Annotated in this window: 16 protein-coding genes and 1 pseudogene; 4 read left to right on the top strand and 13 right to left on the bottom strand. The window is 69.3% G+C overall.

The features are described from left to right. Positions 1 to 24: 24 nt before the first annotated feature. Positions 25 to 108, top strand: a pseudogene (locus B5557_RS46170) (hypothetical protein); the annotation flags it as partial. A 222-nt stretch (positions 109 to 330) separates the two neighbouring features. Here the strand turns inward: B5557_RS46170 and B5557_RS07805 are convergent. Next, positions 331 to 1,233, bottom strand: a complete 903-nt coding sequence (locus tag B5557_RS07805; RefSeq protein ID WP_079658441.1) for a LysR family transcriptional regulator — start codon at positions 1,231 to 1,233, stop codon at positions 331 to 333. Positions 1,234 to 1,474: 241 nt separating this feature from the next. Between B5557_RS07805 and tcuA the strand changes: the two genes are divergently transcribed. Next, positions 1,475 to 2,947, top strand: a complete 1,473-nt coding sequence (tcuA, locus tag B5557_RS07800) for an FAD-dependent tricarballylate dehydrogenase TcuA (protein WP_079658440.1) — start codon at positions 1,475 to 1,477, stop codon at positions 2,945 to 2,947. A gap of 534 nt (positions 2,948 to 3,481) precedes the next feature. Then, positions 3,482 to 3,616: a hypothetical protein gene (locus tag B5557_RS45670; protein ID WP_269460209.1), complete on the top strand. Its 135-nt coding sequence runs from the start codon at positions 3,482 to 3,484 to the stop codon at positions 3,614 to 3,616. A gap of 296 nt (positions 3,617 to 3,912) precedes the next feature. Here the strand turns inward: B5557_RS45670 and B5557_RS07795 are convergent, their stop codons facing one another. Genes B5557_RS07795 through B5557_RS07785 form a run of 3 tightly spaced genes read right to left on the bottom strand, consistent with a single transcriptional unit; the run spans position 3,913 to position 7,284 of the window. Then, positions 3,913 to 5,442 (bottom strand): acyl-CoA synthetase, encoded by a 1,530-nt coding sequence (locus B5557_RS07795; RefSeq protein ID WP_079658439.1) that lies wholly within the window; start codon positions 5,440 to 5,442, stop codon positions 3,913 to 3,915. Between the two features lie 28 nt (positions 5,443 to 5,470). Then, positions 5,471 to 6,046, bottom strand: a complete 576-nt coding sequence (locus B5557_RS07790) for a flavin reductase family protein (protein ID WP_079658438.1) — start codon at positions 6,044 to 6,046, stop codon at positions 5,471 to 5,473. Then, positions 6,043 to 7,284: a hypothetical protein gene (locus B5557_RS07785; RefSeq protein WP_079658437.1), complete on the bottom strand. Its 1,242-nt coding sequence runs from the start codon at positions 7,282 to 7,284 to the stop codon at positions 6,043 to 6,045. The genes B5557_RS07790 and B5557_RS07785 overlap by 4 nt, the downstream gene beginning before the upstream one ends. A gap of 228 nt (positions 7,285 to 7,512) precedes the next feature. On the opposite strand from B5557_RS07785, the gene B5557_RS07780 reads away from it, so the two are divergent. After that, positions 7,513 to 8,418, top strand: coding sequence for a LysR family transcriptional regulator (locus tag B5557_RS07780; protein WP_079658436.1), 906 nt, complete (start codon positions 7,513 to 7,515; stop codon positions 8,416 to 8,418). A 6-nt stretch (positions 8,419 to 8,424) separates the two neighbouring features. Here B5557_RS07780 and B5557_RS07775 read toward each other — a convergent pair whose 3' ends face one another. The 9 genes from B5557_RS07775 to B5557_RS07735 all read right to left on the bottom strand — a co-directional run bounded on the left by B5557_RS07775 (position 8,425) and on the right by B5557_RS07735 (position 18,773). Next, positions 8,425 to 9,462, bottom strand: coding sequence for a maleylacetate reductase (locus B5557_RS07775; protein WP_079664650.1), 1,038 nt, complete (start codon positions 9,460 to 9,462; stop codon positions 8,425 to 8,427). A 38-nt stretch (positions 9,463 to 9,500) separates the two neighbouring features. Then, a complete protein-coding gene (locus B5557_RS07770) occupies positions 9,501 to 10,388 on the bottom strand; it encodes an intradiol ring-cleavage dioxygenase (protein WP_079658435.1) in 888 nt (295 codons plus the stop codon). A 6-nt stretch (positions 10,389 to 10,394) separates the two neighbouring features. After that, a complete protein-coding gene (locus B5557_RS07765; RefSeq protein ID WP_079658434.1) occupies positions 10,395 to 12,161 on the bottom strand; it encodes an FAD-dependent oxidoreductase in 1,767 nt (588 codons plus the stop codon). Beyond that, positions 12,158 to 13,255, bottom strand: a complete 1,098-nt coding sequence (locus B5557_RS07760; protein ID WP_079658433.1) for an alpha/beta hydrolase — start codon at positions 13,253 to 13,255, stop codon at positions 12,158 to 12,160. The genes B5557_RS07765 and B5557_RS07760 overlap by 4 nt, the downstream gene beginning before the upstream one ends. Before the next feature lie 274 nt (positions 13,256 to 13,529). Continuing rightward, entirely contained in the window at positions 13,530 to 14,672 is a 1,143-nt protein-coding gene (locus B5557_RS07755) for a PucR family transcriptional regulator (RefSeq protein ID WP_159424342.1), read from the bottom strand. Positions 14,673 to 14,816: 144 nt separating this feature from the next. Further along, complete coding sequence (locus B5557_RS07750) at positions 14,817 to 16,310, bottom strand: UvrD-helicase domain-containing protein (RefSeq protein ID WP_079658431.1); 1,494 nt, start codon at positions 16,308 to 16,310, stop codon at positions 14,817 to 14,819. Positions 16,311 to 16,601: 291 nt separating this feature from the next. Then, entirely contained in the window at positions 16,602 to 17,486 is an 885-nt protein-coding gene (locus tag B5557_RS44920) for a DUF6083 domain-containing protein (RefSeq protein WP_231976291.1), read from the bottom strand. A 158-nt stretch (positions 17,487 to 17,644) separates the two neighbouring features. Then, on the bottom strand, positions 17,645 to 17,908 hold the full coding sequence (locus tag B5557_RS07740; RefSeq protein ID WP_079658429.1) for a helix-turn-helix transcriptional regulator: 264 nt from the start codon (positions 17,906 to 17,908) through the stop codon (positions 17,645 to 17,647). A gap of 625 nt (positions 17,909 to 18,533) precedes the next feature. Next, positions 18,534 to 18,773, bottom strand: a complete 240-nt coding sequence (locus B5557_RS07735; protein ID WP_231976169.1) for a DNA-binding protein — start codon at positions 18,771 to 18,773, stop codon at positions 18,534 to 18,536. Positions 18,774 to 18,814: the final 41 nt, after the last annotated feature.

Here is an 18,814-nt window from a genome sequence, read left to right as displayed (position 1 = left end):
AGATACCTCGGTGAACTGGCCCTCATGGAGAAGGGCGGTATGAGTCCCGCCGAGGTCCTGGCCACCACCACGTCCTCGGCCGCCGACCTGCTCGGTATGAGCGACCTGACGGGCCGCCTGCGCCCAGGCCTCCTCGCCGACCTCGTCGTCGTCGACGGCGACCCCCGCCCATCCCGCGATAGCTCCCGCTGGTCGGCCTGGCGCTGGAGGGCATGCAGGCCTCGACGGCGACGCCCGCGTCCATTCGCGCGGCTCGGCGGTCACGGGTCCTGGGCACGCCCCGCGGGACGGCGGCGATCGCCGGCAGTCACACCGCGGAACGCCTGTCTATCAATACAGTGTCCCGGCGGTCTCGATGAACAGTTCCGCGATGGCCTTGGCCGACGGTGTCGGTGGAGTGTCGCGCAGCCGGGTGAGCAGGATGCGGCGAACGGGGGCCGAGGGGCCCAGGTCGATGGTGGTGACGTCGTCCCGCAGGCTGGCCAGGGCGAACCTGGGGGCGAGCGTGATGCCCAGGCCGACCGCCGCCATGGCCTGGGCTTCCTGGTAGTCGTGTGCCCGGTAGGCGATCTTCGGCTCGAAGCCGGCGGCACGGCAGCTACGGGTGAGCAGCTCGGCGACCGGGTGATCGCCCCGGACGATCCAGTTCTCCTCGGCCAGCTCCTCAAAACCGGCGGAGTGCCGGGCGGTGAGCGGGTGGCTGGTGGCGACGACCAGGCAGGTGTGGTCGTCCAGCAGATGGGTGACATCGAGGTTGGTCTCGTCCAGGCGCCGCCACGGATAGTCCCACATCAAGGACAGCTCGATCTCCCGGCTCTCCAGGAGGTCCATCAGGCCGGCGTTGCGGTCGCTGTGCACGGCCAGCTCCACCTGCGGGTACCGGGTGCGAAAGGCGCGCACGACGCGGGGCAGCAGGGATGCGGCGATGGTGGGGAAGGTACCGATGTGCAAGGTCCCGCTGTGCAGGCCCGCGATGTCATCGAGGGATCGGCGTGCGGCTCGCAACTGGCGATCGATCCGTGCGGCATGCTCGGCCAGCGTGCGGCCGGCCTCGGTGAGCGTGACGCCCCGGGGGTGCCGCGCGATCAGCGGCTGCCCGGCCTCCGCTTCCAGCCTGCTGATCTGCTGGGACACCGCCGAGGGCGTATAGCTCAGGGCGATCGAGGCCGCCGTGATGGAGCCCCGGCGAGCCACCTCGGCCAGCACCAGCATGCGGCGTACGTCGAGGCTCATCGCGACCGCCTTAAGCATTTGTGAAAGCAGCTTCAATTTCTTTCGATTGTACTGATGGCGCTGCTGGCGCATCGTCGTACTGCCCGGCGGGCGGGCCGCGCAGCCGTCAACCCGCCCGCCGGGCCCTGGTGAAAGAGATTCAAGCTGCGGTCGCGTACGCACACAGTCCCTCATCCGTACGCCCCAGCCCCGAAAGGATCTCCGATCCGGGCATCTGCTGTCCGAACCCATGGGAGTACACATGACCGAGCAGTGGGACGTCGTCGTGGTCGGCGGCGGGAACGCCGGCTTCAGCGCGGCTCAGTCCGCCCGACAGCAGGGCGCACGGGTGCTGCTGCTGGAGAAGGCCCCCCGCCAATGGGCCGGAGGCAACTCCTACTTCACTGCCGGGGCGATGCGCACCAGCCACGGCGGGCTCACCGACCTCACCTCGCTGGTCGAGCCACTTCCCGGGGACCGCGCAGGACGCGTCGACCTCGCCCCCTACACCGACGACGACTTCCTCGCCGACCTGACCCAGGTAACCCAGGGAAGGACCGACCCCGAACTCGCCCGGATCCTGGTCGGTGAATCCCGCGAGACGATGACCTGGCTGCGCAGCCTCGGCCTGCGATTCGAGCTCATGTTCCACCGGCAGGCTTACGAAGTGGACGGGCGCTACCGGTTCTGGGGCGGACTGGCCGTCGGCGTGGTCGGCGGGGGCAAAGGAATGATCGACCAGCACCTTGCCGCCGCCGATCGCAGCGGCATCGAAGTCCGCTTCGACAGCCCCGTCACCGGCCTGGCCACCGCAGCCGACGGCTCCGTTGGCGGCGTGATGCTCGCCGACGGGCAGAGCATCGAGGCCGACGGCGTGGTACTCACCAGCGGCGGCTTCGAGGCCAACCCGCAGATGCGGGCCGGCTATCTGGGCGCAGGCTGGGACCTGGCCCTGGTGCGCGGAACCCCGTACAACACCGGCGAGGGCATCCGCATGGCCCTGGCGGCCGGCGCGCAACCCTACGGCCACTGGAGCGGCTGCCACGCGGTGGCCTGGGACAGCCAAGCCCGAGCAACTGGCGACCGGGAGCTGACCAACCAACTCACTCGCGGCGGCTACCCGTTCGGCATCGTGGTCAACGCCGAGGGGCGTCGGTTCGTCGACGAGGGAGCGGACTTCCGCAACTACACCTACGCCAAGTACGGTGCCGAGATCCTCAAGCAACCGGCAGGCGTCGCCTACCAGCTCTTCGACGCGACGTCCGCGCCGCTGCTGCGCCCCGAGGAGTACGCTTCTGCGGGCATCACCAGGGTGGAGTCCGACACCGTGGAGGGCCTGGCCAAGGAACTCGGCATGGACGAGGGCCGGCTGGCGGAGACGGTTGAGCGGTTCAACGCCGCCGTTGTCTCCGGTCGCTTCGACCCGACGGTCAAGGACGGCTGCCGGACCGAGGGCATCACCCCTCCCAAGTCCAACTGGGCCCAGCCGCTGACCACTCCTCCGTACGTCGCCTTCCCGGTGACCTGCGGCATCACCTTCACCTTCGGCGGGCTGCGGATCGACGCCGACGCGCGGGTGCTGGACCTGAGCGGCCGCCCCGTCCCTGGGCTGTACGCGGCCGGCGAACTCGTCGGCGGGCTCTTCTGGTTCAACTACCCTGGAGGCTCCGGCCTCACCGCCGGTTCGGTGCTCGGCAGGCGCGCCGGGCGCTCAGCAGCCGCCGACACGCATTGACGGCGACGCCGCAACGGGTTGAATCACACGGTATGTGCTAGATGCGGTGACCGCCTGCTTCGTCGATGAAGTCGGCCCGCGCGCCCCAGCGGTTGCTGACGCACGGCTGTGGTGATGACGCACGTATGACGCACGAAGCCTTCCGAGGGGCCTGGATTCGTCCTTGAAAGCGCCTCTGAGCTGCATGTTTCCCGGGTGGAGTCAGACTGCATACCTTCCCGATGACGCGTCACCCGGAGTGCGTGGCGATCCATGAGTCGACCGCCAAGGCCCCTGACCTGCGGTTTGGGGAATTGTCCCTCGGTTCGACGACCTACTTCGGGAGTTGCAACGGGTGGAGGTGGAGGGCATGCCTGAGCTGCGGTTTCCGGAGCTTCGGCAGCGGTCCGCGCGCCGGCGTCGCCGGGCCATGGCGATTTCTTGACGCACGAATGACAAATGTTCCGAATAGAAGTTAAGTCCGTTTCTGGCAGTGGCCTCGTCCGGGCTCGGTGAGGAAGCCTTGACGGAGGAGGCGTCCTGCTGATCGCGGCCATGGCATCCACGGCCTACTTCGGCTGGCGGCAGCGGCCTCGCGTCCTCGCCGTCTCCGCAATGGCCACCGGAGTCCTGCTGATCTGCGACGCCTGTTTCGATGTGTCGCTCGCCATCAACACATCGGATATCTGACTGTCGTCGGCCCTGGCGGTATTCGCGGAACTCCCCATGGCAGTCTTCCTCATCCATCGGACGTACTCACTGCTCCCAGCTGCCGTCGCCGCTGATCTCGTCGAGACCGAAGCCGAGGCATGACTCCGAGGCTTGTAGTTTGAAGATTGGCGCGGTCGGTGGCGTGGGAGCTGTGGTGCTGAGTGGACGTCAAGTCCGATCTTCCTCGGTTCGTCATCGCTCCCTCGTGGTACTGATCGCCAGGTCGACCACTTGCTGGGCATGTCCATGCTGTGATGCGGGGTATGGTCGGCGCCTCATGCCTCCTCGGCGCCGCGGGCCGGCATGGAGCCATACTGGCTGCGCAGGCGGGCCTTGAGGATCTTGCCGGTGGCGTTGCGGGGCAGGGCGTCGATGAGGACGACCGATTTGGGGAGCTTGTACTTGGCGAGTCGGCCGGACAGGGAGTTCATGATGTCGTCGGGTGACACGTCGGCGCCCGCGCGGGGCACGACCAGCGCTCTGCCCACTTCGCCCCATCGTTCGTCGGGTACGCCGATCACCGCGCATTCGGCGACCGCGGGATGCTGGTGGAGGAGTTGCTCGACCTCGGCGGGGTAGACGTTCTCCCCGCCGGAGATGTACATGTCCTTGATCCGGTCGACGATCGTGACGTACCCCTCCTCGTCGACGGTGGCCGCATCTCCGGAGCGGAACCAACTTCCGTCCACGAAGGCGTCCTTGGTCGCTTCGGGCCACTGCCAGTAGCCCTTCATCACGTTGGGGCCCTCGATGATCACCTCGCCGACCTCGCCCGGTGCGACATCGGTGAGGTCGGGCCGCACCACGCGTACGTCGGTGAAGAAGCAGGGCGTGCCGGCCGAGCCGGCCTTGCGGATGCTGTCCTGTGCGCGCAGGCCCAGTGCGGCGGGGGCGGTCTCGGTCAGGCCGTAGGCCTGGAGGAAGGTCAGGCCACGGTCCTGGTAGGTGTGGATGAGGGCCTTGGGGACGGGTGCCGCCGCGCACTGCAGGATCCGGATCGACGACAGGTCGGCCGTCGCCCACCGCGACGACCGGGCCATGGCCTGGTACATCGCGGGCACGCCGAACATCCTCGTCACCCGGTGCTCGGCGATGACGTCGAGCACCCGTTCCGGGTCGAAACCGTGCATCAGCACCGACGTCCCTCCCTTGAGGAAGCCCGGCAGGAAGACGGTGTTGAGGGCGGCGGTGTGGAACATCGGTGCTACCACCAGAGCGACGTCGTCGGAGGCGATGTCCACGTCCAGCAGGATGTTGAAGCAGTTCCAGGCGATGTTGGCGTGGGTGAGCATGACGCCCTTGGGACGGCCGCTGGTGCCGGAGGTGTACTGGATCATGCACACCTCATCGAGGCCGACCGTCTCGTCCAGGGGGTTGTCCGGCGCGCTCGCGAGTAGCTCCTCGTACGCCTTCCCCACCTCGATGTAGTGCTTCACCTCGACGTCGTCCCTGAACGCGTCGACGATGTCGGTGAGTTCGGCCCCGAACACCAGGACCGACGCTCCCGAGTCGCCCAGGATGAAGGCCAACTCAGGTGCCGCGAGGCGGGTGTTGAGCGGTACGAAGACGGCGCCCAGCGCGTTCGCGGCGAACAGGGTCTCCGCCAGGGCCGGATGGTTCGCGCCCAGGTAGGCCACCCGGTCGCCGTGGCCGACCCCCAGGGCACGCAGGGCGTGAGCGAGCCGCGTCACGCGCGCGGCCAGCTCTGCGTAGGACAGGGCTCCACCGTCGTGCACGACGGCGGTGGCCTCCGGTGCCATGCGGGCGCGCCGCGCGGGCCACGAGCCGAGCCCTTGATTGCGCATGGTGCGTCTCTCTTCTCTATTAGATCTCTCAGAGCCAGTCGGGCCATGTGTAGTCGGCCGAGTCGTCGTGGTCCCGGTGGGGCGGCAACGTGGCGAGCCGCCCCCGGGAGAAGACCAGCGGCGAGACGCCGGTCTTCTTCTCCACCCCGAGTTCCCGTACGCGGCCGAGGACGAAGTAGTGGTCGCCGAGGGTCCACACGTCGGCGATGTCGCAGTCGATCCAGGCGGCGACGCCCGCCAGGACGGGGCTGCCCGAGGGCGCGCCGCGCCACGGGTGGCGGTCGAAGACGTCGGGTGCCTTGGCGCTGACATCCCGGCACAGGCTTTCCTGGCCGGCGGCCAGCACGTTCACGCAGAAGGAGCCGCCGGCCATGATCCTCGGCCAGGTCGTGGAGGAGCGGCCGGGGAAGAACGCGACGAGCGGGGGATCGAGGGACACCGAGGTGAACGAGCCGATGACCATGCCGACCGGGGTGCCGTCGGGTTCCTTCGCGGTGACCACCGTGACACCGGTCGGGTAGTGGCCGAGCACGTGCCGGAACCGGCCGGGGTCGTCCGCCGGGCCGCCGCCGGGCGTCGTCGCGGCGGACGTCGACCGGTTCACGCCGGGTTCTCCACGCCGAGCAGAGAGCGGGCGTATCCCGTGGCAAACCAGCTGTGCTGGGCGTTGACGTGCGTCTTGTACGTGGCGACGTCGCGCAGGTACCGCTGCATGCGCTGGCCGTTCGCCAGCGCGCTGGAGCCACTGGCCGAGGCCAGCATCTCGACGGCCTGGCAGGCGAGTTGGCCGGACTGCCGGGCCGTGACGGAGAGGGCCTGGTCGTCCAGTTCGGAGAAGGGCTCGCCCCCTGCCAGGCCCCGGGCCGCGTAGGCGGTGTAGTCGTCGGCGACCGACAGGATGATCCGCTGCGCGCTGTCGGCCAGGGCCGTGGCCAGGCCGAGGTTGCGCTGGTGTTCCGGATCGTGGCTGCGCGGCTTGAAGGGCGGCATCGGGCTGTTCTTGGTGGTGATGATCCGCCGGTACTCGTCGACCGCGGCCCAGGCGGTGCCCGCCACGATCGAACACAGCTGGATGTTGAAGAACGTTATCAGCCGGCCCGCGTACATCGGGTTGCCGTGCAGTTCCACACCCGGCCCGTCGGTGGCGTCGTTCGCCGCGGCGTAGGTCCTGGACACGTACTCGTACGGTACGAGGACTTCCTCGGCCACGACGCTGTTGGAGCCGCTGCCGCGGAAGCCCAGGATCTCGCCCCAGTTGTCGAGCATCCGCCAGCCGGAGGGCACGAGCACCAGGCCCGGCGTGGGCGTGCCGCCCTCCTCGTCGATGATGAGCACGCCACCCAGGAAGTGCGTGGAGACGTTGACTCCGGAGGAGTAGTCCCAGCGGCCGTTGACCCGGTACCCGTCGGGGGTCCTCGTCGCGGTGGCGCTCGGGGCCATCGGCAGCGGGGCCCGGAAGTCGCCGTCCGGCCCGAACACCTCGCGCTGGGTGCTCTCGGGGAAGCGGCCGGCCACCACCAGGCTGTGGGAGGCGGCCAGACACAGGTTCCAGCCGCTGGACGGGCAGCCGCGGGCCACCTCGGTGACCATCCGGGAGTAGGTCCGCAGGTCGAACTCGTAGCCGCCGAAGCGGCGTGGCTGGAGGGACCGGTAGAACCCCGCCTCCAGGAACGCCTTGTGCGTGTCTTCGGAGATACCGGTCCGCTGTTCGGTCTCGTCCTGTTGATCACGTAGCCAGGACCTCATGCCGGCGGCCCGGCGCACCAGTTCCTCCGGTGTCAGGTCCGGCTCCGGCTGCGGAATCTCGATGATTTTCTCGGCTGCCTCGGTTGTCTCGGACAATTCGCACCCCATCCGCTGTTGTTCTGGGTCGGCCTGAAGGGAGTGTTGGCGGCGCGGCGAAGGACCGTCCAATGCCGGTGGCTGTGGGCTTGATGAGTGCCGTGCATCACACCAGGTCGGAGGGGGTGACGGGAATGCCGCACATTTCTGCCTGGTGACGTGCGGGGAAGCGCGCTGTAACCTGGCGCGGACCACAACGCCGTGGACCTCGCCTTTCTGGAGGGCTGAGTGGAACTCCGGAACCTGCGCCATTTCTCGGCGCTCGCCGAGACCTTGAATTACCGGGTCGCCGCCGAGCGTCTGCACCTCACCCAGCCCGCGCTGACGCGCTCGATCGCCGCCCTCGAGCGTGAGCTGGGCGTCCAGCTGTTCGACCGCGACAAACGGCATGTGGCGCTCACCGCCGACGGCGCGGAACTGCTCGAACGGGCGGGCGAGGTGCTGGCCGATGCCGACCGGCTCGCCGCCGCCGCGGGCGCCATCAGGGCCAGGCGGCGGGACGAGGTGCGGGTCGCGCTCTACGGGGTGGCTCTCGCGGAGCTGACGCATCCGGTCATCGAGGCGTTCCGCGAGCGGTATCCCAGAGCCACGATCCGGGTGCACGAAGCGGACTTCCACCAGGGGCAAGCCCCGCTGCTGGCCGGCGAGTGCGACGTGGCGCTGCTGTGTCTGAACGTCGACATGCCGGGCCTGACACGCGTACCGATCTTCACCGAGCCCGTTTCCCTCGCGCTGTGGAAGGGGCATCCGCTGGCCTCGGCCGCCGCGGTGGACATGACCGAGGTCTACGACCAGCCCTGGGTCACCCCCCACCCGGGCGACGACTTGTGGGTGGGGGGACGCCACGGGGACCACGAGGCCCCGACGGTCGGCTCCCACGCCCGCTCGGCCCTGGACATGGCCTCGAAGATCGCCTACCAGCACATGGTGGGACTGATGCCCTTGTCGGGCGCCCGGATGTTCCCGCCACACCCGGGAGTGGAGGCCGTCGCTCCGAAAGAGCCCCTCGGCGCGGTGGCCGCGGTCGCCTATCCGGAGACGGGCCACTCGCCCGCCGCCCCGGCGTTCGCCGAGGTCGCACGCCGGGTGGCCCGACGCGCGACCGGCGTTCCGTACGCCGAACTCGCCCAGTAGAAGCGGTCAGCCACCGTACGGCGGCTCGCCCGCCCAGGCCGCGTGCAGGACGGCGCGCAGATCGTCGGCGGAGGCCGGGCGGGGATTCGCGTACGGCGCCCCGAGAGCGACATCGACCGCACGGTCCACGTCGGCGGCGGTCAGGCCCAGGTCGGCGAGCGATCGCGGGATGCCCAGCCGCTCGCCCAGCTCGCGCAACTCCCTCACCGGATCCGGGACATCGAGCGCCCGGCGCAGCGCCGCCAGTGCCTCGGGAACCGCCGGCGCGTTGAACGCCAGCACATGGGGCAGGACGACGGCGTGTGTCTCGGCGTGCGGCAGGTCGAAGGTGCCGCCGAGCACATGGCAGAGCTTGTGGTGCAGCCCCATGGTGGTCGCGCCGAGACATGCACCGCACAGCCACGCCCCGTACAGCGCGCGGCTGCGCGCGTCATGCCCCGAGGGGTCGGCGACGATCTCGGGAAGGGCCGCGGCCAGCGCCCGCACACCCTCCTCCGCCATGAGGGAGACGATCGGAGTGGAGTCCGGGGCGTACAGGGCCTCGACGGCGTGCGCCATCGCGTTCATGCCGCTCGTCGCGGACCCCACGGGCGGCATGGTGAGCGTGAGCAGCGGGTCGTACACGACGCTGCGCGGCAACACCTTCGGGTCGCGCCCGGTGCGTTTGACCGCGCCCTCGGTCAGGCCCCAGACGGGTGTCATCTCCGATCCGGCGTACGTCGTCGGGACGGCGACGATCGGCAGTCCGGTCCTGAGCGCGACGGCCTTGGCCAGGCCGGTCACGGAACCGCCGCCGACCGCCACGCAGCCGTCGGCCCGGGCTTCGCGAGCCGCTTCGACGGCCAGGTCGGCGACCTCCACCGGGACGTGCGTCACCGCCCCCGCGTGCAGGCCGGCGCAGGCGTCGCCGAGAGACGCGGCGACGGCACGGGCCGTGTCCAGGCCATGGTCGTCGCACAGCACGAGGACGCGGCGCAGGCCGAGAAGCGCGACCTCGTCGGGCACGGCGTCCGGGACGGCACCCGACCGGAAGAGGACGCGCATCGGCTGTGCCTGATAGGTGAAGTCCAGGGCGCGTTCCCTCACGCGATCACCGGTTGCAGCACGATGTCGAAGCGTGCCCGGCGGAAGGGGTTGGCCAGGCCCAACTCCGCGGCCTCCGCGGGGGAGTCCACCTCGGCGAACTCCTCGACCAGGCTCTCCTTCACGGCGAAGACGGCGTCCGACTCCAGATAGTCGCTGCCCGCCACGAAGATGTGCGTCGTCACCGGGCTGTACCCCTCGGCGCCCACGATGAAGTGGACATGGGCCGGACGGTAGGGGTGACGGCCGGTCGCCTCCAGCAGCGAGCCGACCGGCCCGTCCGTCGGAATGGGATACGGGCTCGGAACGCACGAGCGGAACCAGAACCGCCCCTCCGCGTCCGCTGTGAACAGCCCGCGCCCATTGCCCGGCGGCTGCTTCTCCGGCTGCTGGACGTCGTAGAAGCCCTGGTCGTCGGCCTGCCACACGTCCAGCGTCGCACCGGGCAGCGGGGTGCCGTCGACGGAGACGACCCGTCCGCTGATCACACACGGCTCGCCGCCGCCGACCAGATCGATGTTCGCCCCGAGTTCACGGACCGGGGACTCGGTCATGTGGAAGGGGCCGAGCACCGTCGAGTCGGTCGCGGCGGCCGCCTTGTGGTCGTTGATCGTCTCGACGAGCATCGACACACCCAGGACGTCCGACAGCAGGATGAACTCCTGCCGGGTGTCGTCGCACATGTGCCCGGTTGCGGTGAGGAAGTCGATCGCCCGCTCCCACTCGGCCTGGGTCGGCTCGATGTCCCGTACGAAATCGTGCAGGTGACGCGTCAGGGAGGCCAGCACCTCGCGCAGTCGGGGATCGGAGGTGTGGGCGAAGCTTTCCAGCACCGCCGTCGTCGTCTCGGTCTCCGCGGGCTTCGCGGTCTTCGCCGTGAGGTCCATGGCCGCTCAGCCCCGCCCGAGGATCTGCCGCAGCGCGTCCCGCAGTGCGGCCGTGACGTCACCGGTGGCGTCCTGGCGGCGGAAGGCCACGTGGTTGTCCGGCCGCACCAGCAGCGCGCCCGAGTCGCCGATCTCCCGCAGCCGGGCCCAGTCCCCGTACGGGTCCTCGTACTCCTGGCCGGGGCCGATGACCGCCGTGGCGATCTCCAGGCCGAACTCCTTGCCGAGGATGCGGGCGGCCTCCGTCCAGGGCTCGCCACCGATGCCGGTGATCAGGGTGAACCGGCCGTTCCCGCCCAGGTCCAGGGTGGACAGATTGCGGGTGCCCGCGGAGAGCCAGGCGTGCGGGAGCTTGGCGCCGGGGCGGGTGCTCGGCTGGAAGTGCAGCTCGGGGTCGCGTGCGAAGCCGGGGTCCTCGGTGCCGTCCGGGACGATCGCGGCGGAGGTGTAGCGCTGGTTGAGGTCCACGCCGTGGGCGTTGAACTCGTACGCCTTGAAGGCGATCGCCTCCCGCAGCCGCGCCCGCTGCTCCTCGGCCTCCGCAGTGGCGTCCTTGCGGGCGGCGATGTTCCGCCACAGCTGCCCGGGGGTCTGCGGCGCCAGGCCGCCGAGCGCCACGAAGACGGGTGCCGTCTCACCGATGGACCGGTTGGCCCGGGTGACGACCTGCCTGCCGACCGGTGCCCGCTCGTCACTGTAGGTGTCCAGCAGGGACGGGGACGCGGTGCCGTCCAGGACGAGCTTCAGCTTCCACGCCAGGTTGTAGGAGTCCTGGATGGAGGTGTTGGAGCCCAGCCCGTTGGACGGTGGGTGCCGGTGGCAGGCGTCGCCCGCGCAGAACACCCGGCCGTTGGAGTACGTCTCGGCGTACATCTCGTTGACCGTCCACGCGGAGGACGACTTGATGGTCACCGGGATCTCGTCGTCGCCGATCAGCTTGCGGACGACGGACAGGGCGTACTCCTCGGTGAGATCCGGCGGCCCGGCGTCGACGTCGTAGCCCCACACGATCAGCCACTCGTTCCACGTCCGTACGCAGCGCACCAGGCCGGCGCCGATGCCGCCCACGGTCGCGCCGGGCGCCAGCACCCAGTAGAGGGTGGCGGGTCGGTGCGCCACGTACTTGCTGAGGTCCGCGTCGAAGACGATGTTGATGCTGCCGGCCACGCCCATCTGGCCGCCCATCGGCAGTCCGGCGTCCTCGGCCACCTTGCTGCGGCCGCCGTCCGCGCCGATCAGGTACTTGGCGCGGATGGTGTACCTGTCGCCGCGCAGCCGGTCGCGGACCGTGGCGGTCACGCCGTCAACGTCCTGCTCGTGCGACAAATACTCGGTGTCGAACCGCAGTTGGCTTCCGCGCGCTATGGCCGCGTTCACGAGCACCGGCTCCATGAGGTGCTGCGGCATGTCGCACATGCGGGTGGGACTCGCCAGCTCGTGCGCGGCCTGCACGAGCGGTTCGTTGCCCCAGGACCTCAGCCGGCCGAGCTCCTCGCCCGCGATGGCGGTGCAGAAGACGGTGTTGCCCATCAGATGCTGCGGGGTGGCCTGGGCGATCACATCCTCTTCGACACCCAGGTCACGCAGCACTTCCATGGTGCGCTGGTTGGTGATGTGCGCCCGGGGCGTGTCCGCGAGGCGTGAGTAGCGGGTGACCATGACGTTCGGCACGCCATAGGTGCTCAGCGCCAGTGCGGCGCTCGCTCCCGCGGGCCCGCTTCCCACGATGAGCACATCGGTCTCGACGGTCGGCACGGTCGGCACGGTTGTCATCGGGACGTTTCCTCCACATCCGCCAGTCGCTTGTTCAGCCAGGTCATCAGTGCCTCGGCCACGTCGTCGGAGTTCTTCTCGCCCATGGGCAGGTGACCGTTGCCCGTGAGCCCCAGGTCCGCCAGGCGCAGCAACTCGGCGTCCGCACCGGCCTGGGCGAGGTAGTCGGCGACACCGTGCTGGAACGGCGCGAACGGCGAGGTGTCGGCCGCGACCACTGCGATCGGGAAGCCCTGGAGCCCTGGCAGGGACCGCACGGGGCCGGCCTGTTCGTCCTGGACGAGGCAGTCCTGCAGCCCGTCGCCCCCGGCCTCGCGCAGCCGGAGGCGCAGTTCCTCCGGGGTCCGTACCGGCGGCTCGTAAGTGATCGGGGCCGCGGTGAGCCCCCACTCCAGCTTTCCGAGGCCGGGCAGTTCGATGAACGGCGGCCCCATCGGCTCGATGGAGACAATGGCCTTCACCAGCCCGGGCCGGGCATCGGCGACCAGCCAGCCGAACGGCGCCCCCATGGAGTGGGTGATCAGCACGGCCGGTCCGATACGGTCCAGCAACTCGGCCCCGCAACGCCGCATCTGCTCCTCGTTCTCGGCGAAAGTGGGCAGCGTCGGGCCCTGGCTCGCCATCAACTGGTCCAGCGCGGAGTCGTCGCCGACCTCGCCGCTGCCGGGCCACTGGCTGCCAGGTCGTCCCGCCCCGTCGCAGAACAGCCAGCGGATGAACTCGTACGTCGGCGCCGCGCCCTCGATGGGCCCGAGGACATCAGGGTGGTACGGGGAGCGCCCATGACCTGGACGGTCGACCACGTACACGGTGTAACCGGCCTGGAGGAACCGGGTGGCCCAGCCGGGGCGCCCGTCCGGCGTCGACAGGTAGTCCGTGCCCTGGCCGCCGCCCCCGTGGACCATCACCACGGGCAGCGGATACCGGAGATCGGCCGGGATCTGGTACTGGACGTACATCGCGGCCTCGGCGGCCGTCCCGGCCTCGGTCGGCTTGCGCCCGACGCCGACCCAGAACGCGCCTTGCTCGCTGATCGTCAACGGCGAGGCGGCACGGGCCGGCTCGGCGGTTCCGGGTGGTGGGGAGCTGGTCATCGGCGAACCTCCGTCACGGCGTCTGCGCCCATGCCCAGCACTATTGGTGACCGCCTCCGGGCCGGTCCAATGCCAGTTGGGGACGCCGTGATGCATGGCGCTCATCAGCATCCCCGAGGGCGGGTACTTCACCGGGAAGGTGCGCGTGGCGGCGAGGGTGACCAGGGCGTCGGTGTAGAGCGCGTGCAGCGGACACAGCCTTCGCGGCGCTTGGTCCGTGGTGCAAACCGGCCTGCCGCCGATGGACCGAAGTCCAAAGGGGCCGTCAGCGCCGTCAGCGCGGGGTGGCCTGTTCGCTCAACACGAGGTCGCCGAACTCCTCCGCGAGCGCCAGCGCAACCTGAAGGTGCATCCGCCGGACCTTGGTCTCCCGGCCCCGCAGCTGCTCGGCCCGCTGGATGCGGTACGCAACCGTGTTACGCGCGACGTGCAGCAGCTCAGCCGTGGTGTTCAGGCTCCGTTCCGTGTCCAGATAGCACTTGAGGGTGGTGCGCAGGGTGGTGGCAGGTTCCCCGGATCCGGCGAGTCCAGCCAGCTCACGGCGCACGAACCGGCGCGCCTCATCGAGATGCGTGCTGAGCATGGCGATCAGGTCGAGCTCGGCATAGTCGAACAGCCACCGGTCGGTGCGGGACAGCATCCCGACCCGGACGGCATCGAGGGCCTGACCGTGACTCAACGCGAACCCCTCGACGCCGGACTCGGCCAGCCCGGCCGCTACCCGAATCCCGGACCGGGGCGTGGCCGTCGACGTCGGCGGCGTCACCGAGGCACCGTGGACACTGGACCCCCACGCCCACACCCGTTGCCGGCCGACAGGCAGGATCAAGGTGCCCGTCGCTCCCCCCGCCCTCAGCAACTGCTCGGCACACCCTGCCAACCGGCCGGGATCGGCCTGTTCGAGATCGTCAGCCCACACCACCAAGGCGGTGTGCCGGCGAGTGAGGTCGTAGCCCAGGACGCGGTGCGCATGATCGGCAGCGACTGGCTTTCCGTCGAGGACGTCCTGCACCAGCTCCATGCGCACCGCGGCCGAACTGGTCACCCAGGCGGCGTGCGCCCGGGAGAACTCGCGAGTCATCTCGGCGTACAACTGGTTGACGATCGCGAACAGCACCTCCCAGACATGCGCCACCGCCGCGAACCGGTCGGAGGCAGGCAGGTGTCGTTCGGCCTCGTCCAGGAGCTCCCTGACGGCGTAGGCATGAACGAGCTGGACGCTCTGCAACAGGTGCTCGATACCGACTGCCCGGCCCGCAGTCTCCACAGCGCCCGTGAGCGCTTCTGCCGGAGGCTCCGGCACGACCTCGGCATTCTCGGCCAGCGCAGCCACGATGCTCAACGCGACGGCCTCACATCCCTTCCGCAGCTCCTGCACGAGGCCGTCCACGCCAAACTGCGGGATCTGCGTGGTCACGTGATCAGTCATGCCCTGGGCAAGTGTGATGGCGCAGGCCACCGGACCCGCGCCGACCCGGTCGACAAGCCGGTTTACCTGGGCCGAGGGCAGCACCGACCGGGACGTGGCTGTAGGAATGCAGTCGCCACCCAGACGTCCGGTTCAGACCGGCAGTGGATGGGTCCGTCGGGTGTCACAGGCAAGGGCGGCTTGGTTTTCGATCCATGCGAGCCCTCCGAGGTCCAGATTGTGCCGGGCGCGGGTGACGGCGACGTAGGCGAGACGGGCGTCCGTTTCGCTCACGGGTTCCGGGATCGGGCTGCCGCACTCATCCAGTTGGTCGCTGCCTGGCGGAGGGGGAAAGTCGTCGGCGATTCTGACGTCGAACCACTCCCGGCCTTTCGCCCTGTGTGCGGTGGAGACCGTGACCTCTGCGTTTTTTTCGTCGGTGAGCGCATCGACGGCGGCCATGATGGATTCGGGCCCGTGAGTGTCGACGAGTTCCACGAAGGGCTGGAGATCGCGGCCGACGGGATCGTATTCCGCGTACTCCTGCAATTCCCCCCATGAAACGAAGAGAACCAGTTCGGGGTGGGATGTGCGCCGACCTTCCTTGAGATCCCGGGCGGCGCGCGCCAGCGCGTGGAGTGTCTGCCCGCCTCGAGCGAGGGCCACCCGGCGGCCAGCTTCCAGCTGTCCCATGACTTCGGTCATGGCGCCGATGTTGGTGCGGCACAGCACCGCGTCTGGACTCGTGACCGAGCCGACCTTCGTCGGAATGGTGTCGGTACCGCTCAGTCGGATCGGCGCGTGGGCGAGCGCGAGCCACAGGTTGGCCTGTTCGGCGAGGAGTGGGCCGAAGCGGAAGGAGCGGGTCAAGGTGAGGTGGGTGGCGTCGAAGTCCGCCATCACGTCCCTGGCCCCTCGCCACCCGTAGATGGCCTGGGCGGAGTCACCGACCATAACCAGCTGGGCGTGACTGCGTTGGGCGGCGAAGACCCGCTCCAGGACGGGGTTGGTGTCCTGGGCTTCGTCGAGGAGGAGAAAGTCTGCCTCGATCTTCGGCTCGGTCAGAGCCCACATCTTCAGGTAGTGGTCGTGCTCGAAGCGCACCACACCGTCGTCGGGGTTCTGCAGATCCTTCCAGGCTCTTGCAACGAACGGCATGACGGCTTCGGCGAGTTGGGCGCGTTCGTTCGGTGCGCACAGCCTGCGCAGGGCGGGGACGTGGTGAGGAGCCGGGGCTTTGTCGGCGGACTGGCAGAAGCGGGTGACCGTACGCAGCACCGTGTGGGACAGAGTCCGGTGGCTGATTTCGTGGTCACCGATACGGACAGGGGACCCGACACCGAGGGCGTGCCCGATCCGCCAGGCCGGCTGGCGCGGGCTCCTGAGCCGATGGGCGAACCGATAGCCGACCGCTGCGAAGGCTGTGGCGTGGGCAGTCTTGCACTGCACGGAGCGTGGGAACCGGGTGGCGGCGTCTTCGGCGATGGTCTTGTTGAAGGCGATGTAGCAGCCTCGGTGTCGAGTACTCCTGGCCAACAGGTCCAACGTGCTGGTCTTGCCTGTACCGGCGCCAGCCTGCAGCGCGATGTGGTGACCGGCTCGGAAGGTATCGAAGGCGTGGGCCTGTTCGTCGGTCGGCGTGTGCAACGAGAACTCCGCGGTGCAGACGGGTCAGAGGGTCGTGTGTACGGCGCCAGGCCGCTGGTCATCCGCGTCGACTGAAGAACACGAGGGTGGGCGCTGGTGGTCGAGCAGGACGCGTGCCGCGCAGGTGAGTACGGCTTCGGGGGTGTGATGGGCGAGTAGATCCTGGAGCCGCGTGGTCAGATGTCGGGTGCGGGTCTGCTCGTCTCGCGCGACAGCTTCTGCGACGGTCCGGGCGAGAAAGGCAGCGGGCTTCTGCCCCTGAGCTGTCGCGGTCTGGCCGATCAGGATTCTTCATCGCCGGGCCGCCTTCTGCGCTCCGCCACCTGGATGGGGCCGGCGGCCGTGGGTGGGGAGCCGTCGGTGTACGTACGCGTGGTGGACGAGCGGATCGAAGGGTTCCCAGTCCGTCAGTGCCAGGTCCGCGGCTGTTGGAGTGGCCGCGTGCTGGGGACAGCGCTGCGTCCGCCAGCGGAGCTGTTCGGCGTAGGGCAGGGAGCTCAAGTCGTACAAGGCCATCACCTCGGCAGGCAGAGCCAGTTGCCCCTGGGAGGCTGTTGCCGGAACCAGTCTCCAGATACCCGCCGAGCGGTCGGCGTCGAGCATCCTGAGGGTGCACCGGTCGCGTCGCCGTGTCTGGGCCACGCACTGGATCTCGTCCAGAGGTCGTGCGGCAAGGTAACGGACGTACAAGATCTGGACGACGGGCCTGGCGGGTCGGCACGGGTCCTCGAGCGGCCGGGCCGCAGGGCTCGCCGACGCCGCTGGCGTGAAGCGTCCGGCATCCACCAGACGACGTGTGTTTACGGCCAGCGTCCGCCGGAGTCTCGTCAGCTCAGAGGCCGCGGCGTCAGCGGTGTCCTGGGCCGGGCAGATGCTCGCGTGGGTTAGTCGGCACCAGGCGCTGCCGTCCCCAGAGGGATACGCGAGGCCGGAGCTGACGTGCCAACGGTATTCGGCGGGCACCGCGGCCGTCGGCAACTCTTGGGGGTGCAGGAGGACGGGACGGTCCCGGACTCTCTGATACCACTCGGCTTGATTGCCGCATTCACGGCAGCGGTCGCGCTGGGCACAACGCAGAAGTCGGCTGGGGCTGTCGGGATCGACACAGAGTGAGCGTCGCGGATGAGAAAAGATCGGGCTGGTGTCCCAGCGTCGGGGCACGGGTGAGGGGCGCATGCGCGCGAAGGTGCCAGCCCGCACGCCGTGGTGTGATGTCTGGGCCGTAGATGTAGTCCGAACAGCCCAATACAAGGCGACGCGTGTTCGACTTAACGCTCAGACGTTCACATCATCCTGCCCGATCGGCTGAACACTTGACGGGCTCGGACGGCCCGTCAACCACTCATCGGTTGCGGGGGTTCATGCCCGCGGCACAGGGTGCCGAAGAGCTCATCGAGCGGCGTGTCTAGTGCGTGAGCGAGGGCGTGCCATGACTTGAGGGTGCCGATCGTGCGGCCTTGCTCGATCTCGATGAGCGTCCTTCTGGCCAGGCCACTGCGGGCAGCGAGTTCGTCGTACGTCCATCCCCGCGCCGCACGCAACCGGGCGAGCTCCAGACGCAGAGCCTCGAAGTCCGGGTCGGGCGGGAAGATCGTCACTTACCCATCGGAAGGTGCAGACACCTGCCCTGTCAGTGCAGACCTCTGCCCTATTTGTGCTTGTCAGGGCAAGATCGAGGGGCAGAGGTCTGCACTAGCGTGTGCGCCCGACTCAGTCCGGCAGAGCGCCGGCGCAGTGAACGGCGGGAGGAAGACACGCGCCATGAGACTCTGCTCCGTGCGCCCGGGAGTCCGGCGCACCTGGACGGTCGAACTGCGCCCTCAGCCCGGCGGGCCAGTACTCGTGTGCCAGCAGTGCACGCACGGCGGGCGGCCGCTCGCGGGCTCCGCCGCCAGGTCCGAGCTTTTGGCTCACCTGGCAGCGCACGCCCGGCTAGCCCCGCTTCCGGCCCACCTGCGGACCTGTCAGTGCCACGAGCGGGGCTGCCGCCAGCATCCCCGCCACCGCGGTTGCGACGGCCCGATCCGGCTTCTTCTCGTCCGCGAGCGAGGCGGACGCCGCTGGCGTCTTTCCGACGCCTGCACCGCGTGCGCGGCGGCCACCTCACAGGCCGCCGTCGTTCCTGAAACGACCCTGGTATCCACGGCCAAACCATCCGGACAGGTGCGTGCTCGGCGGAGACGATGCCCGCGCGAGCTATCGTCAAGACTTGTGGATCAGTGATCAGAACCAGTTGATCGTGTCCTTCAGGAGACGGGCGAGCTTCGCTCGCTTTGTCGCGTTCGCTCGCCAGATTTCCTCGGCTTGGACGCTGGCAGTTGTGACTCCAGCCTGACCAGCCGGGTTCTCTGCCGGTATGAGACGGCGGTTGGCGATGAGCATCCCGACGCGGATGAGCGTGATGCCCAGGCTGCGGGCGGCTTCTGGCTGGGACGACCAGGCGTCGTCCTCGACGATGTCCACTTTGAGTAGAGCGTAGCCGCGGTTGCTTCGCGGCCAAGATC

Source organism: Streptomyces sp. 3214.6, from assembly GCF_900129855.1.
In the GTDB taxonomy this organism is placed as follows: Bacteria; Actinomycetota; Actinomycetes; order Streptomycetales; family Streptomycetaceae; genus Streptomyces; species Streptomyces soliscabiei.
The sequence above is the reverse complement of the archived record's forward strand: the minus strand, read 5'-3'. Positions and strand labels throughout refer to the sequence as shown.